This is a genomic window from Paraburkholderia sp. Cy-641 (assembly GCF_011752945.1).
In the GTDB taxonomy this organism is placed as follows: Bacteria; Pseudomonadota; Gammaproteobacteria; order Burkholderiales; family Burkholderiaceae; genus Paraburkholderia.
In genome coordinates this window covers 56,388-72,400 of the sequence record NZ_VWWM01000028.1, presented here as the reverse complement: position 1 = coordinate 72,400, position 16,013 = coordinate 56,388, and the positions used below count along the sequence as shown (strand labels likewise).

Sequence of the window (16,013 nt, the reverse complement as noted above, 5' to 3'; positions counted from 1 at the left end):
CACGCTCAGGCGCGCGGCTTCAGCAGCACCTTGATCGAATCGAGCGAGTTCGCGATCTTGATCGCCTCGTCCCATTCTTCGAGCGAGAAGCCATGCGTGACGATGCCCTTCGACGTCACGAGCCCGCGCGCGAGCAGATCGATCGCGATCGGATAGCAGTACGGCCCGAGATGCGCGCCGCGCACGTCGAGCTCCTTGCGATCGCCGATCACCGACCAGTCGAGTGTCGTATCGGCACCGAACACCGAAAATTCGACGAAACGCCCAAGCTTGCGGATCAGGTCCATGCCCTGATTCACGCCGATCGGCGCGCCGGTCGTTTCAATATAGACGTCGCAGCCGTATCCGTCAGTGAGCGAATGGATGATCGCGAGCGCGTCGTCTTTCTTCGGATTGATCGTCACGTCCGCGCCGTATTCGCGCGCCAACGCCAGCCGCTCTTCGACGAGATCGATCACGACGAGCTTCTTCGGCGTCTTCAGATGCGCGACCTGGGTCATCATCAAACCGAGCGGCCCCGCGCCCGCGATCACGACCACGTCGTCGAGCTGCACGTCGCCGCGATTCACCGTGTGAATCGCGCAGGCCAGCGGCTCGATGATCGCGGCATCTTCGAGCGAGATGCCGTCAGGAATCTTGTGGACGATCGCGGTCGGCGGAATGCGCATGTACTCGGCCATGCCGCCGTCCGCGACCTCGCGCTGAAAGCCGAAGATGTTGTGCACTTCGCACATCCAGTACTGGCCGGATTTGCAATAGCGGCATTTGCCGCACGGCACGATCTGCTCGGCGATCACGCGCTCGCCCTTTTGCACACCAAAATGCTCGGCCGCGCCTTCGCCGAGTTCTTCGACATAGCCGAAGAATTCGTGACCCGGAATCACCGGCGCCTTGACCCACGGGCTCGGGCCGCCCCAGAACATCTTCGCGCCCGAGTGGCACTTGCAGTCGCTCGCGCAGATGCCGCACGCGGCGATGCGAATCACGAGTTCGTGCGCGCCGGCACGCGGCTTCCGTACCTGTTCGACGCGATAGTCTTTCGGTGCATGACAGACGATGGCGGTCATGTTCGGCTTGTCGGATTGAGTCGTCATTGCATGGTCCTGCGAAAAAGTGGGGAAAAGGAAGCGTTACTTTCTGCGGTCGCGGCTGATATAGATCGCGAGCAGAATGATTCCGCCCTTGATCACGTTCTGTACGTACGGATTCACGCCGACCATGTTCAGGCCGTTGTTCAGGACGCCGAGTAAAAGCGCGCCGATCAGCGTGCCGATAATCGAGCCGCGTCCGCCCGAGATCGACGTGCCGCCCATCACGACGGCGGCGATCGCGTCGAGTTCGAAGCCGACGCCCGCGTTCGGCTGGCCGCTCATCAAACGCGCGGTCAGCACGATCGAGGCGAACGCCGAGGTCAGGCCGGCGATCGTGTAGACGAGCAGCTTGACGCGCGCGACACGCACGCCCGAGAGCCGCGTCGCCTGCTCGTTGCCGCCGATCGCATAGACGTAGCGGCCGAACGGCATGCGTTCGAGCAGCACCCAGGCGATCACGTAGATCACCGCCATGATGACGACCGGCGCCTGGATGCCGAGAATCTTGCCGCTGCCGAAGAAGCTGACCCAGTCGGGCAGGCCGTCGATCGGATAGCCGCCCGTGTAGATCAATGCGAGGCCGCGCGCGATACCCATCGTCGCGAGCGTGACGATGATCGGCGGCATGCCTGCGAACGCGACGAAGAAGCCGTTGGCCGCGCCGAAGCCGAGACCGACGGCGAGACCCACCACGAGCGCGGCCACCGCGTTCATGCCGGCCACCATAAGACCGGCCGCGAGCGTGCCGGAGAGCGCCATTACCGAACCGACCGACAGATCGATGCCGCCCGTCAGGATCACGCAGGTCATGCCGACCGCGATGATCGCGTTAATCGACACCTGGCGCAGCACGTTCTCGATGTTCGCGGCGGAGAGGAAGCTGTCGCTCGCGAACACCATGACGATGCAGACCACCAGCAGGCCGACGAACGGATAGAACAGTGTCGAGCGTTTCAGCGCGGCCCAGCTGAAGCGTGCGGGTGCGCCCGGCGTATTGCCCGCAACGGTCGAGCTCTCGGGCGAAGAAGAAGGATTAGGCGTGTTCATGAGCAGCTCCAAGCGAACCGGCGGTCGCATAGGTCATCACGGCATTCGAGTCGATCGCGTCGCCTTCGAGCATGGCTTCGATGCGCCCCTGCCGGAACACGGCGACGCGGTCGCACATGCCGACGATCTCCGGCAGTTCGGACGAGATCATGATGATCGAGTAGCCGCGCGCGGTCAGTTCGCGCATCAGCAGATAGATTTCGGCCTTCGCGCCGACGTCGATGCCGCGCGTCGGCTCGTCGAAGATCAGGATGTTGGTGTGGTGATTGAGCCAGCGCGCGATCACGACCTTCTGCTGATTGCCGCCCGAGAGCGTCGCGACTTCGGTATGCATGGTCGGCGCCTTCACGCCGACGCGCTTCATGATGTCGGCGGTCGCGCGCGCCTCGCTGCGGTGGTCGATAAAGAAACGCAGCGAGCGGTACTTGCCGAGGTTGTTGATCGAGATGTTCTGCCTGATCGAGAAGTCGGTGATGAGCCCTTCGGTCTTGCGGCTTTCGGGCAGGATGCCGACGCCCGCGCGCAACGCATCGGCCGGATCGGCGAGCTTCGCGGCCGCGCCGTTCACGCGAATCTCCTTCACGTAGGCCGGGTCCGCGCCGATCACCGCGAGCGCGGTCTCGGTGCGCCCCGAGCCGACCAGTCCCGCGAAGCCGAGTATCTCGCCCTCGCGCAGCGAGAAACTCAGCACCGGGCTGTCTTTCAGCAACTGCAAGCGCACGACGTCGAGCACGATCTTCGCATCGGCGCGCGGCGGCGGCTTCGGCGGAAAGCTGCTCTCGATGCGGCGCCCCACCATCATCTGCACGAGACGGCTCACGTCCGATTGCGCGACCTCGGTCATGCCGACGTACTGGCCGTCGCGCAGCACCGTGATGCGGTCGCACACTTCGAAAATCTCTTCGAGGTGGTGCGAGATGAAGATCATCGCCACGCCCTGCTGCTTCAGTTCGCGCATGATCGTGAACAGATGCGCGGCTTCGGCGGGTGTCAGCGTCGCGGTCGGTTCGTCGAGAATCAGGATGCGCGCCTCGAGCGACAGGGCCTTGCCGATTTCGACGAACTGCTGCTGCGCGACCGACAGTTCGCGAATCGGCACCGACAGATCGATCGCGACGCCGAGCCGCGCGAAAATCTGCGCGGCCGCGCGGCGCATCCTGCCGCGTTCGAGCATGCCGAAGCGGGTCCGCATTTCGCGGCCGAGAAAGATGTTCTCGACCGCATTCAGATACGGAATCAGGCTGAACTCCTGAAACACGATGCCGACGCCGGCGGCCACCGCGTCGTGATAGTTCGCGAAGTGGCGCGCCGTGCCGTCGATCGTGATCGTGCCTTCGTCGGGCTGATAGATGCCACAGAGAATTTTCATCAGCGTCGATTTGCCCGCGCCGTTCTCGCCGAGCAGCGCATGAATCTCGCCGCGCGCGATCTCGAGGTGAATGCCTTGCAGCGCCTTCACGCCAGGAAAGCTTTTGCTGATGTTGTCGAGCTTGAGAATCGTGTCCATCGCGTGTTCCTCTGCCGCAGCCGCCGCGCATGATGCTCGCGCGCGGCGGCTGCGGCCTGCATTACCAGCTGAATTACCAGCTGAAACCCTTCGCGTTGCTCTTGTCGATCAGCTTCACGTCGACCGGAATCGTCTTCGGCACATTGGCGCCCCACTTTCTCGCGAGCGCGATGCCGAGTGCGATGCGCACCTGGTCGGCCGGGAATTGTGCGGACGTCGCGACGAATTTCGAATTCGGCTTCTGGATCGCGGCAATCGCTTCGGGCGCGCCGTCGACGCTGGTCAGCTTGATGTCCTTGCCCGACGATTCGATCGCCGAGAGCGAGCCCATCGCGCCGCCGTCGTTGACGCTGAACACGCCCTTCAGATTCGGATGCGCCTGAATCATGTTCTCGGTCACGGTCAGCGCGGTCGCGCGCTCCTGCTTGCCGTTCTGCGTATCGACGAGCTTCACGCCGGGCGACTTCGCGAGTGCCGCCTTGCAGCCGCGCACGCGTTCGAGAATCGGCACGACAGGAATGCCGTCGAGAATCGCCACTTCGCCGCTGCCGCCGATCGACTTCGCGAGGTAATCGCACGCCATCAGGCCCGCGTCGTAGTTCTTCGAGCCGACGAACGAATCGACCGGACCGTTCGCATTGGCATCGACCGCGACAACCACGACGCCCGCTTTCTTCGCCGAGGTCACGGCCGACTGGATGCCGGTCGAGTCGGTCGGATTGACGAGCAGGATGTCGATCTTCTTCTGCAGCATGTCCTCGACATCGCTGACCTGCTTGCTCACGTCGTGATGCGCATCGGTCACGACCACGGTCGCGCCGATCGACGCCGCCGCATCGTTCAGTGCCTTCTGCATCGTCACGAAGTACGGGTTATTCAGTTCCTGGAACGTCATGCCGATCTTGAGCGGCGCGGCCTGCGCGGTCTGCGCGGCCGACATCGCAACGAGCGAGAGGCCGGCTGCGAGCGCCGCGACGCGGCGTGCAAAGGTCATCGACGACGGCAACGATTTCGACTGGGATTTCGACTGAAAAGCAGCTTGCTTCATGGTTGTCTCCATTTTTTTGAAGTGAGCACGTCCTGCGCGCTGTGGGTTCGCACAGCGCGACGCGTGTTGAAAAACAGGTGGACTAAAACAGCGGACTACATAAACGGACTAGATAAATTGACTAGGTGAGCGGATACGCGGTGCCGTTTTTCGGCAGGCCCGGCGCAAGCACGATCGCCGGCGCGTTGTCGATACCCCGGCCGCACGCGGCCGCTTCCTCGGAGGCATCGCGGCTCGCGTCGTTCAGTTGCTGATAGCGGCGAAACGTCGACGGCGCCATGCCCTTCACCGCGAGAAACTGCCGGTTGAAATTCGACAGATTATTGAAGCCCGCCTTGAAGCAGATGTCGGTCACGCTCAGTTCGTCGTCGGTCAATAACTGGCACGCGAGATTGATGCGCATGCGGTTCACGTACTGCACGAACGGCAGCCCGGTATGGCGGCGGAAATAGCGCGAAAACGCGCTGACGCTCTGGCCCGCGAGCTGCGCGAGTTCCGATTCGCGTAACTCGTTCGCGAGGTTCTTGCCGATATACGCGAGCACATAGTTGATACGGGTCGCCGCGAAGCTGGTCGGATCGGCCTGATAGGCGGGGCTCGCGAGCGTCTCGCGGTCCTGCGCGTTCATCAGGATCTCGAGCATCGACATGAACAGCACGAGCCGGCGCAGGCCGCGCGCGGCGAGCAGTTCGAGAAAGAGCGGCTTGATCTGCGCCGAGGTCTGCGGGCCGTACGACAGGCCGCGGCGCGCCTCGGCAAGCAGCGCCTCCACCTGGCGCCACTCCGGAAAGCTCTCGAGACAGTTCGACACGAATTCCTGGCCGAACTGCACGACCAGATTGCGCTGCGCGACGCTCTCGCCCTCGGGCACGTCGCTGACCCAGTTGTGCGGCAGGTTCGGGCCCATCAGCACGAGATTGCCCGGCGCGAAGCTGCTGATGTGATCGCCGACGAACATCTTGCCGGTCGTCTCGACGATCAGATGAATCTCGTATTCGGGGTGAAAGTGCCAGCGCACCGTGCGATACGGATAGCCATGCGACCACGCCTTGAACGATTCGTCGCGACGGACGGCCACGACCTCTAGATCAGGTTGCACTGTCTGCCTCCATGAGAGCGGCCCATTCGAGGCACCGCCGATCTTGATCTTGTATAGCGAAAAGTACCCGCCAAACGCACGGGCGACCACTTGAAAAGAAACCGCAGACCGATACTTTTTTGCATTCGGGTTAGCCCCGAGGCCCAAAAAGTCAAATTTGATGCAATGCAATAGCGATGGCGCAGCGGTTTTTTCCAGCCGGCGATGCGGTCATGAACGAACGCACGGCATGCCATGCCGCGCTGCGCCACGAAAACCCGTCGCCCTCGCCTTGACTTTCGTTTCGCCCGGTACGATCATTCGCTCACACACAGAGCAAATGCTCCCTATGCACGAAACGCGCGCACCGAGCGCCGCGGACAAGGCGTCGAGCATCCATCTTGCATGGAACCGGAGACATACATGAACAGCGGGCAAGGCAGCGGCGCGGCCGCACACGTGATCCTGCACATCGGCGCGGGATCGTTTCATCGCGCGCATCAGGCGTGGTATCTGCATCGGCTCAACGAAGCCAGGCTGCCGGACGAGCCGCGCTGGTCGCTCGCGGTCGGCAATATTCGCGGCGACATGAACGCGGTGCTCGACGCGCTCGCCGCGCAGAACGGCGTCTATACGCTCGAAACCGTCACGCCGCACGGCGAGCGCGCCTATGAGACGATCCGCTCGATCGAGCGCGTGCTGCCGTGGAGCGAAAGCCTCGGCGGGCTCATCGAAGCCGGTGCCGATCCGGCCTGCAAGATCATCGCGTTCACCGTGACCGAAGGCGGCTATTACCTCGACGAACACGACCGGCTCGACATCGCGAACCCCGATCTCGCCGCCGACCTCGCGGGCGGCCACACGACGATCTACGGCGCGCTCGCGGCGATTCTCGACGCGCGCATGAAGCGCGGCGCGGGCCCCGTCACGCTGCAAACCTGCGACAACCTGCGCAGCAACGGCGAGCGCTTTCATGCAGGCATGAGCGAGTTTCTCGCACGGCGCGGCGCGACCGAACTCGCGCAATGGTTCGACGGCCACACCTCGTGCCCGTGCTCGATGGTCGATCGCATCACGCCGCGCCCGACACCCGACGTGCGCGAACGCGTGCTGGCCGCGACCGGCGTCGACGACGCAAGCCCCGTGATGGGCGAGGCGTTTATCCAGTGGGTGATCGAGGACCGCTTCATCGCGGGGCGGCCCGCCTGGGAGAAGGTCGGCGCGGAACTCGTCGATTCGGTGCTGCCGTACGAGGAAGCGAAGATCCGCATTCTCAACGCGCCGCATAGCTGCATTGCGTGGGCGGGCACGCTGGTCGGCCTGAACTACATCCACGAAGGCACGCTCGACGCCAACATTCGCCAGTTCGCCTACGACTACGTGACCGAGGACGTGATTCCGTGTCTCACGCCGAGTCCGCTCGATCTCGCGCGTTATCGCGACGTCGTGCTCGAACGCTTCAGCAATCCGCACATTCTCGACACCAACCAGCGCGTCGCCGCCGACGGTTTCTCGAAGCTGCCCGGCTTCATCGCGCCGACGCTCGCCGGGTGCTTCGCGCGCGGCGTCACGCCGGCCGCGACCGCGGTGCTGCCCGCGCTGTTCTTCCGCTTTCTCGAACGCTGGCACACGGGCAAGCTGCCCTACGCGTATCAGGACGGCGTGATGGACGAGAGCGTCGCGCACGGCTTCTTCACGGCCGCCGATCCGCTACGCGCATTCGCCGCCGACCGGCTGCTGTGGGGCCGCATGGCGCAGACGCCCGAACTCGAAGCGGCGCTCGCGGGTGCGCTCGCGCGGGTCGACGCATGGCTCGCGAAACGCGGCGCGGCATGAAGGTGGCCTGAACGCTGCATGAGCGCAGCGCGGCCCGCACGAGGCCGCGCGCACGCTTCCGCGCCGACCCCGACGCACGCGCTGCCAGGCTTAATGCCCATGACAGCGCGCGCGATGTGCGGCTAAAGTAGCGCATCCCCAACGACTCAGGTTTCGCGCCCATGTACCTCGGCATCGATCTCGGCACGTCCGAAGTGAAAGTTCTGCTGCTTGCGTCCGATGGACGCGTGATCGGCACCGCAGGCTCCCCGTTTACGGTTTCGCGTCCGCATCAGCGCTGGGCCGAGCAGAATCCCGCGGACTGGTGGGCCGGCACGCGCGCGGCGCTCGGGGCATTGCGCGCGCGCCATCCCGACGAATTCGCGCAGATTCGCGGCATCGGCCTGTCGGGCCAGATGCACGGCGCGGTGCTGCTCGATGCGCAGGACAACGTGCTGCGTCCCGCGATTCTCTGGAACGACATGCGCAGCGACAAGGAATGCGCGGAACTGACCGAGCGCGCGCCCGAGTTGCACAGCGTCGCGGGCAATCTCGCGATGCCCGGCTTCACCGCGCCGAAGCTGCTGTGGGTCGCGCGCCACGAGCCCGAAATCTTCGCTAAAACCGCCTGCGTGCTGTTGCCGAAGGATTACCTGCGTCTGCAACTGACGGGCGGCAAGGTGTCCGATCCGTCGGATGCGGCCGGCACCTTGTGGCTCGATGTCGCGAAGCGCGACTGGTCCGACTCGCTGCTCGCGGCCTGCAACATGACGCGCGCGCAGATGCCGGGCCTCGCCGAAGGCAGCGCGCCGTCGGGCACGCTGCGGCCCGAAGTGGCGCGCGAATTCGGCCTGAGCGACGACCCCAACGAGGGCGTGATCGTCGCGGCCGGCGGCGGCGACAACGCGACGAGCGCGATCGGCATCGGCGCGACGCAACCGGGCGACGGCTTCGTCTCGCTCGGCACCTCGGGCGTGCTGTGCGTGGTCGGCGACAGCTTCCGGCCGAATCCGGCGTCCGCCGTGCATGCGTTCTGCCACGCGATTCCCGACCGCTGGCATCAGATGAGCGTGGTGCTGTCGGCGGCGAGCTGTCTGCGCTGGGTCTGCAAGCTCACCTCGACCGACGAACCGACGCTGCTCGCCGAAATCGAGGCGCTGCCCGCCGAGGCGCTCGCCACCGCGCCACTGTTCCTGCCGTATCTGTCGGGCGAGCGCACGCCACATAACGACCCCTACGCGCAAGGCGTGTTCTTCGGCATGACCCACGCGACCGACCGCGCGCTGCTCGGCTATGCGGTGCTCGAAGGCGTGACGCTCGCGCTGACCGACGGCCTCGACGCGCTGCGCGCGGCCGGCACCGAGGCGAAGGTGCTGTCGCTGCTCGGCGGCGGCGCGCGCAGCGACTACTGGGCCCAGCTGCTCGCCGACGCGCTCGACACCGCCACGGTCAAGCACGGCGGCGGCGAGACCGGCGCGGCGCTCGGCGCGGCCCGTCTCGGCTGGCTCGCCGCCGGCGGCGACCCGGCCACGGTGCTGACCAAGCCGCCCGTCGAAAAGCAGTTCACGCCGAATCCGCAGCGTCACGCGCAATTGCGCACGCGGCTCGACGCGTATCGCGCGCTCTACCGCCACGTGCGGCCGCTGTTCGATCCCGCGCGCGCGCCGCTCGCCTGAAGCGCTCCAGCCGGCCGGCATCCGCGCAGCAGCGGAGCCGGCCGCTTTCATCGGCACACTTCCAGCGAAACCCATCGTGCCCAAGTCCACCGAAAAACTCGATCTCGCCACACGCGCCGCCTGGCTTTACTACGTCGCCGGCAATACGCAGAACGAAATTGCCGAGAAGCTGCAGGTCTCGCGGCCGGTCGCGCAGCGGCTCGTCGCGTTCGCGGTCGAAAAGAACCTGATCCGCGTGCGCGTCGATCATCAACTGGCCGATTGCCTGTCGCTCGCCGATCAGCTGTCGAAGCGCTACGGGCTCGATCTCTGCGAAGTCGTGCCGATCGACGGCGACACCTCCGAGGAAGTCGACCGCAAGCTCGCCGTGGCCGGCGCGCAGGTCATGGAGCGCTATCTGAACGCGGAAAAGCCGATGGTCGTCGCGGTCGGCAGCGGCCGCACGCTGAAGGCCGCGGTCGATCAGATCGCGCAACTGGACCGTCCGCAGCACCGGCTCGTGTCGATGGTCGGGGCGATCGCCCAGGACGGCTCCTCGAACCGCTACGACGTCGCGCTGCGCATTTCCGAGAAAACGGGTGGCAAGCATTTCCTGCTGCCCGCGCCGCTGCTCGCCGACAGCGAGGCCGAGCGCGCGCAGTGGTGCAATCACCGGCTGTATCGGGTCGTCGAATCGCTGTCCGCGCAGGCCGACGTCGCGTTCGTCGGCATCGGCAATATCGGCCTCAACTGCCCGTTGCACGAGGACGGCTTCATCACGTCGGCGGAAGTGAAGGAGTTGATGCAGAACCACGCGATCGCCGAAATGCTCGGCTTGCCGATCGATGCAGCCGGCGCGCACGTCGAATCGCCGACCGGCCGGCGCGTGACGAGCGTCGTGCTCGACGCGCCGCCGCGCCGCCCGACCATCGGCTTCGCGGGCGGCGAGCGCAAGCGCGAGGCGTTGATCGCGGTGCTCAAGGGGGGCTGGTTGTCGGGACTCGTCACCGACGAGTTGTGCGCGAGGGCCGCGCTGGAAGCGTCGAAGGCTTGAGGAAACGCCGGCGCGCGAGGCCGTTGCCTCGCGCGCCGGCTTGATCGACGCTTATTCGGTACTCGTTCGGCGCTCATTCGGCACCCACGCCTCGCGAGCACGCTTCGTCAGATGGCTGAGCGCGGCCACGCCCGGGCAGATTCACCGCCCGTCACGCTCGAACCACGCGGCCTGATCGAGGCAGGCGGCGCGCATGCCGCCCGCCCCTGCCTTCACCCAATCGCGCAATCACGCGCTCACGCCGCCAGCACCTCGACGATCTTGCGCTGGAACGCCTTGCCTTCGCTGTCGAACAGGTGGCAATGCTCGGGCGTCGCGCCGAGCTTCAGCACGTTGCCCTTCGCATGCCGTTCGAGCGGCGGAATCCGCGCGATCAGGCCATCGGGCGCGACGTTCGACTCCGCGTACAGATACGCCGCGTCGCCGAGCGATTCGACCGTCATCGTGCGCGCGTCGATGCCGTCTTCGGTGCCGACATGCAGATGCTCGGGCCGGATGCCGACCGTCACCTTGTCGCCCTGCTTCGCCGTGCCCGGATCGACCGCGACGCGCTGCGTCTCGCCGGTTTCGTAGCGCACGGTCACGCCGTCGCTCGACACCGACTGCACGACGCCTTCCATGAAGTTCATTTTCGGCGAGCCGATAAAGCCCGCGACGAAGCGGTTCGCAGGCGCGTGATAGAGCATCGTCGGCGTGCCGACCTGTTCGAGGTTGCCCGCGGACAGCACGACGATCTTGTCGGCCAGCGTCATCGCCTCGACCTGGTCGTGCGTCACGTAGATCATCGTCGTCTTCAGCTCGTCGTGCAGACGCGCGAATTCGAGGCGCATCTTCACGCGCAGCGCCGCGTCGAGATTCGACAGCGGTTCGTCGAACAGGAACACCTTGGGCTTGCGCGTGATCGCGCGGCCGATCGCGACGCGCTGACGCTGGCCGCCCGACAACTGCTTCGGCTTGCGATCGAGCAGATGGTCGATATGCAGGATCTTCGCGGCATTGCGCACGGCCGCGTCGATCTCGGGCTTCTTCGCGCCCGCGAGCTTGAGGCCGAAGGCCATGTTGTCGTAGAGCGTCATGTGCGGATACAGCGCGTACGACTGGAACACCATCGCGATGCCGCGCTTGGCCGGCGGCACCTCGTTCATGCGCACGTTGTCGATATTCAGGTCGCCGCTCGTGATGTCTTCGAGGCCCGCGATCATCCGCATCAGGGTCGATTTGCCGCAACCGCTCGGCCCGACGAACACGACGAACTCGCCATCCGCGATGTCGAGGTTGATGTCGCGCATCACTTCGTTGTCGTCGTAGGCCTTTCTGATGTTGCGCAAAGTTAGGCTTGCCATGATGTGTCTCCGTGTAATGCTGTCCGTACTGCGTAACGCGTACCGCTGCCAGTCGTTAAATCAGGAAGTCCTGTCGTTGCTCAGGGCGCCGCCGCCGTCGCGCTCAAGGTCCATTGCGCGACGAGCTCGGGCAATTGCCGCATGTCGTCGAAGACGTGACGCGCGCCGGCCGCATGCAGGCGATCGATCTGCGCATCGCTCGCATGACCGCCGCCGACGAAGCCGAGCACCGTCATGCCCGCCGCCGTCGCCGCCGTCGCGCCGGTCACGCTGTCCTCGACGACGAGGCACGCACCCGGCGCGAGACCGAAGCCGCGCGCCGCCGCGAGATAGACGTCGGGCGCGGGTTTCGGATTCGGCACCGAGTCGGCGCAGTACAAGCGGTCGCCGAAGAAGCGCGCGAGACCCGTGCGCGCCAGCACCGTCTCGACATAAGGCCGGTAGCTGTTGCTCGCGCAGCCTTTGACGAGCGGCACCTGGGCAAGCGCCGCCTCGATGCCGTCGACAGCCGGCGCCTGCACGGCCGCCGCTTCGACCGAGCGGCGGATCGCGTCGATGTCGGCGGCGCCGAGCGTCCTGCCGAGCCGCGCCGCTGCGTCCCGCAGCACGCGCTCGATGCGCAGGCCGAGCAGCGGCAGCACGACCGCTTCGACATCGGCGCCGGGCCAGCGCGCTTCGAGTTCGCGCACGAGCATGCGCGCGGCCACGGCTTCGCTGTCGATCAGCACGCCGTCGCAATCGCAGATCAACGCGAATTGACGCATGCCGGCCGCCGCCGTGTCCACAGACGCGCCCGCGCCTTGTTGCACAGCTGCCGTCATTTGACCGCCCCGAACGTGAGACCGCGCACCAGCTGCTTCTGCGACAGCCAGCCGACGATCAGGATCGGCGCGACCGCGAGCAGCGATGCAGCGGAGAGCTTGGCCCAGAACAGGCCCTCGGGGCTCGAATACGAGGCGATGAACACGGTCAGCGGCGCCGCGTTCGAACTCGACAGATTGATGCTCCAGAACGCCTCGTTCCACGACAGGATCACGAGCAGCAGCGCGGTCGAGGCGAGCCCCGGCAGCGACATCGGCATCAGCAGATAGACGATCTCCTGCCACGTCGCCGCGCCGTCGATGCGTCCGGCTTCGAGAATGTCGCGCGGAATCTCGGCGAAGTACGTGAACGACATCCACACCGCGATCGGCAGATTGATCAGCGTGTAGACGATCACGAGACCCGACACCGTATCGAGCAGGCCGCTGTTTTTCCACAGCAGATAGATCGGCACCAGCACGCCGACCGACGGCATCATCTTGGTCGAGAGCATCCACAGCAGCACTTTCTGCGTGCGGCGCGTCGGGAAGAAGGCCATCGCATAAGCGGCCGGCACCGCGAGAATCAGGCACAGCAGCGTGACGCCGACCGAGATCAGCACCGAGTTCCACGCGAACGAGAAGTAGTTGCTGCGCGCGAACACCTCGCGGAAGCTGTCGAGCGTCGGCGTGAAAAACAGCGACGACGAATAGGCCTGCTGCTCGGTCTTGAACGCGGTGATCGTCATCCAGAAGATCGGGAAGAACAGCAGCAGCGCAACGAGCCAGGCGATCACGCCGGGAATGGCGCGGGTCACCGTCTCGAACGGCGATTTGGTCGGCACCGCGACCGGCTGCGTCGTCGAGGCAGACGTAGAGGCGGGCGTAGAAGCAGCGTGGCTCATTTTTCGTACTCCCCTTTGAGGTTCTTCGCGAGCATCCGCACGAGGAAGAACGACACGATATTGGCCAGCACGACCGCGAGAATGCCGCCCGCCGAGGCGAGACCGACGTCGAACTGCTGCAGGCCCAGCGAGAAGATCAGGTACGACAGGTTGGTGGTCGCATTGCCCGGACCGCCGCCCGTGGTCGTATAGATTTCGGCAAAGATCGACAGCAGGAAGATCGTCTCCATCATCACCACGACCGCGATCGCGCGTCTCAGATGCGGCAGCGTGATGTAGAAGAACATCGAGAACGGACCCGCGCCGTCGATCTTCGCGGCTTCCTTCTGCTCCTGGTCGAGCGACTGGATCGCCGTGAACAGGATCAGGAACGCGAACGGCAGCCACTGCCACGCGACGATCATGATGACCGCGGTCAGCGGATAGTCGGCGAACCAGTCGACCGGCTGCATGCCGAGCGCGCGCATCGCTTGCGCGACGAGGCCGTACACCGGGTGCAGGATCATGTTCTTCCAGATCAGCGCGGAGACGGTCGGCATCACGAAGAACGGCGCGATCGCGAGCAGCCGCGCGACGCCCTGGCCGTAGAACTTGCGGTCGAACAGCACCGCCATCAGCACGCCGCCGCCCACCGTGATGACGAGCACCGAGACGATCAGCTCGATCGTGTGCACGATCGACGGGATGAACGACGGATCGGTCGCGAGATAGCGGTAATTGTCGAGGCCGGCGAAACCGCGCAGGTCCGGATTCAGCAGGTTGTAGCGCGAGAACGAGAACCAGATCGTCATCGCGAGCGGAATCGCCATCCACAGCACGAGTACGCCGACCGACGGCATCACGAGCCAGCGGGCCGAATTCGCCTTGCGGGCTTCGCGTTCTTTTTCGGACTGAGGAGGAGCTTGCATGAGGGGCAGGCGCAAAGGACGCATGATGGATCACCTGTTCGGTAATGCGCGGGGCGTTCGCCTGAACCGCGTGGACGTCATCGGCATCATGTGCGATGGCGTGCCACGTGAGCCTCGTAAGCCGCACGAAACGCGGCGCAGGCGAACGGCCCGCTGTACTGCGGGAGCCGGCCGACGCGGATCGGCCGGCGTGTGACGCATCGATCGACGTGGGAGTGGGCCGCCGGACCGGTTGCTTGCGGCCACGCCCGCGCGAGTCGATGCGTTGCTTCTCGTCTTGCTCTTCGCGTTGCTTCGCGCGTTACTTCTGGTATCCGGCCTGCTTCACCGCGCGATCGGCGGCGGCATTGCCGGCCGCGAGCGCCTGATCGACCGTCATCTGACCGGCAATCGCGCCCGACACGCTCTGGCCGACCACCGTGCCGAACGACTGGAACTCGGGAATCCCGACGAACTGCACGCCGGTGTACGGCACGGGTTTGAGCGTCGGATGATCGGGGTCGGCCGTCTGGATCGCCTTCAGCACGAAGTCGCCGAACGGCGCGGCCTGCCGGTACTCGGGGCGCGCATAGGTGGACTGGCGCGTGCCCGGCGGCACCGAGGCCCAGCCTTCATCCTGCGCGACCAGCCCGATGTAGTCCTTCGAGGTCGCCCACGTGATGAACTTCTTCGCCGCGTCGGCCTGCTTCGACGACTTCGGAATCGCCAGCGCCCAGGCCCACAGCCAGTGCGAACCCTTCGGCGTGACCTCGACCGGCGCCGCGGCGAAGCCGACCTTGTCGGCGATCTGCGACTGCTGCTTGTTGTAGAGCATGCCGGCCGCGACGGTCGCGTCGATCCACATCGCGCACTTGCCCGAGGACATCAGCGTGAGGTTCTCGTTGAAGCCGTTCGAACTCGCTCCCGGCGGGCCGTCCTTCCTCAGCAGATCGACGTAGAACGTCATCGCCTTCTTCCATTCCGGCGAGGTCAGTTGCGCGTTCCACTTCTCGTCGAACCAGCGGCCACCGAACGTGTTCACGAGCGTGGTCGCATACGCCATGTTCTCGCCCCAGCCCGCCTTGCCGCGCAGGCAGATGCCGTACTGTTCCTTCGATTTGTCGGTGAGCTTGTCGGCGAATTGCGCGATCTGGTCGTAGGTCGGCTGATCGGGCATCTTCAGGCCGGCCTTGTCGAACAGGTCCTTGCGGTAATAGGTCATCGAGCTTTCGACGTAGAACGGCAGCGCATACAGCTGGCCGTTGGCGGAGAGGCCGTCGCGCGCCGTCTTCACGACGTCGTCGAGGTCATAGCTCGCGGGCAGGTTCGTGAGCGGCGCGAGCCAGCCGCGCTTGCCCCACTGCGGCGTTTCGTATGCGCCGATCGTCATCACGTCGAACTGGCCGCTACCGGTCGTGATGTCGGTCGTCGCGCGCTGGCGCAGCACGTTTTCCTCGAGGATCACCCAGTTCAGCTTGATGTCCGGATTCGCCTTTTCGAATGCGGGCGAGAGCTTCTTCAGTTCGATCATGTCCGGATTGTTCAGCGTGGCGATCGTGATGGTCGCTGCCGACGCGCTCAGCGCGAAGCAGGTCGCCGCGCCGGCACTCAGCGCCTTCAGCGCGGTTTTGAGAGCGGGTTTCATTGCTGTCTCCTTTTTGGGTACGTTCTGGGTACGTTATGTCGTGCTGCTTTGGTTTCGCGCGTTCGCTTTGCACGTTCGCTTTGCGCGTTCATTTCACGCATTCGCTTCGCCAAGTGACGCGCCGCCGGGAGCGGGCAA

The 16,013-nt window shown here is 65.2% G+C and carries 13 protein-coding genes; 3 read left to right on the top strand and 10 right to left on the bottom strand.

Annotation, left to right across the window (positions count from 1 at the left end; genetic code table 11):
- Window positions 1–5: 5 nt before the first annotated feature.
- From F3J20_RS17145 to F3J20_RS17125, 5 genes are all read right to left on the bottom strand, one after another.
- The gene (locus F3J20_RS17145) at window positions 6–1,094 is read right to left on the bottom strand and encodes an alcohol dehydrogenase catalytic domain-containing protein (protein ID WP_167040940.1); all 1,089 of its coding nucleotides are present in this window, start codon (window positions 1,092–1,094) and stop codon (window positions 6–8) included.
- A 36-nt stretch (window positions 1,095–1,130) separates the two neighbouring features.
- Window positions 1,131–2,138: an ABC transporter permease gene (locus tag F3J20_RS17140; RefSeq protein ID WP_167283991.1), complete on the bottom strand. Its 1,008-nt coding sequence runs from the start codon at window positions 2,136–2,138 to the stop codon at window positions 1,131–1,133.
- Window positions 2,125–3,645 carry a sugar ABC transporter ATP-binding protein gene (locus F3J20_RS17135; RefSeq protein WP_167283990.1) on the bottom strand — a complete coding sequence of 507 codons (1,521 nt, stop codon included), beginning with the start codon at window positions 3,643–3,645 and terminating at the stop codon, window positions 2,125–2,127. Before F3J20_RS17135 ends, F3J20_RS17140 begins: the two co-directional genes overlap by 14 nt.
- A gap of 73 nt (window positions 3,646–3,718) precedes the next feature.
- Window positions 3,719–4,639 carry a substrate-binding domain-containing protein gene (locus tag F3J20_RS17130; protein ID WP_205192780.1) on the bottom strand — a complete coding sequence of 307 codons (921 nt, stop codon included), beginning with the start codon at window positions 4,637–4,639 and terminating at the stop codon, window positions 3,719–3,721.
- Between the two features lie 175 nt (window positions 4,640–4,814).
- Window positions 4,815–5,792, bottom strand: coding sequence for an AraC family transcriptional regulator (locus tag F3J20_RS17125; RefSeq protein ID WP_167283989.1), 978 nt, complete (start codon window positions 5,790–5,792; stop codon window positions 4,815–4,817).
- A gap of 402 nt (window positions 5,793–6,194) precedes the next feature.
- Between F3J20_RS17125 and dalD the strand changes: the two genes are divergently transcribed.
- The 3 genes from dalD (at window position 6,195) to F3J20_RS17110 (ending at window position 10,295) form a co-directional block, all read left to right on the top strand.
- Window positions 6,195–7,607, top strand: a complete 1,413-nt coding sequence (gene dalD, locus F3J20_RS17120) for a D-arabinitol 4-dehydrogenase (RefSeq protein WP_167283988.1) — start codon at window positions 6,195–6,197, stop codon at window positions 7,605–7,607.
- Between the two features lie 161 nt (window positions 7,608–7,768).
- The gene (gene xylB, locus F3J20_RS17115) at window positions 7,769–9,262 is read left to right on the top strand and encodes a xylulokinase (protein ID WP_167283987.1); all 1,494 of its coding nucleotides are present in this window, start codon (window positions 7,769–7,771) and stop codon (window positions 9,260–9,262) included.
- 76 nt (window positions 9,263–9,338) lie between these two features.
- On the top strand, window positions 9,339–10,295 hold the full coding sequence (locus tag F3J20_RS17110; RefSeq protein WP_167040918.1) for a sugar-binding transcriptional regulator: 957 nt from the start codon (window positions 9,339–9,341) through the stop codon (window positions 10,293–10,295).
- 236 nt (window positions 10,296–10,531) lie between these two features.
- Here F3J20_RS17110 and ugpC read toward each other — a convergent pair whose 3' ends face one another.
- The 5 genes from ugpC to F3J20_RS17085 all read right to left on the bottom strand — a co-directional run bounded on the left by ugpC (window position 10,532) and on the right by F3J20_RS17085 (window position 15,875).
- A complete protein-coding gene (ugpC, locus tag F3J20_RS17105; protein ID WP_167040915.1) occupies window positions 10,532–11,638 on the bottom strand; it encodes a sn-glycerol-3-phosphate ABC transporter ATP-binding protein UgpC in 1,107 nt (368 codons plus the stop codon).
- Between the two features lie 80 nt (window positions 11,639–11,718).
- Complete coding sequence (locus F3J20_RS17100; protein WP_240162822.1) at window positions 11,719–12,402, bottom strand: HAD family phosphatase; 684 nt, start codon at window positions 12,400–12,402, stop codon at window positions 11,719–11,721.
- Between the two features lie 53 nt (window positions 12,403–12,455).
- Window positions 12,456–13,343, bottom strand: coding sequence for a carbohydrate ABC transporter permease (locus F3J20_RS17095; protein ID WP_167283985.1), 888 nt, complete (start codon window positions 13,341–13,343; stop codon window positions 12,456–12,458).
- Window positions 13,340–14,275, bottom strand: coding sequence for a sugar ABC transporter permease (locus F3J20_RS17090; RefSeq protein ID WP_167283984.1), 936 nt, complete (start codon window positions 14,273–14,275; stop codon window positions 13,340–13,342). Before F3J20_RS17090 ends, F3J20_RS17095 begins: the two co-directional genes overlap by 4 nt.
- 277 nt (window positions 14,276–14,552) lie before the next feature.
- Window positions 14,553–15,875 (bottom strand): sugar ABC transporter substrate-binding protein, encoded by a 1,323-nt coding sequence (locus F3J20_RS17085; protein ID WP_167283983.1) that lies wholly within the window; start codon window positions 15,873–15,875, stop codon window positions 14,553–14,555.
- Window positions 15,876–16,013: the final 138 nt, after the last annotated feature.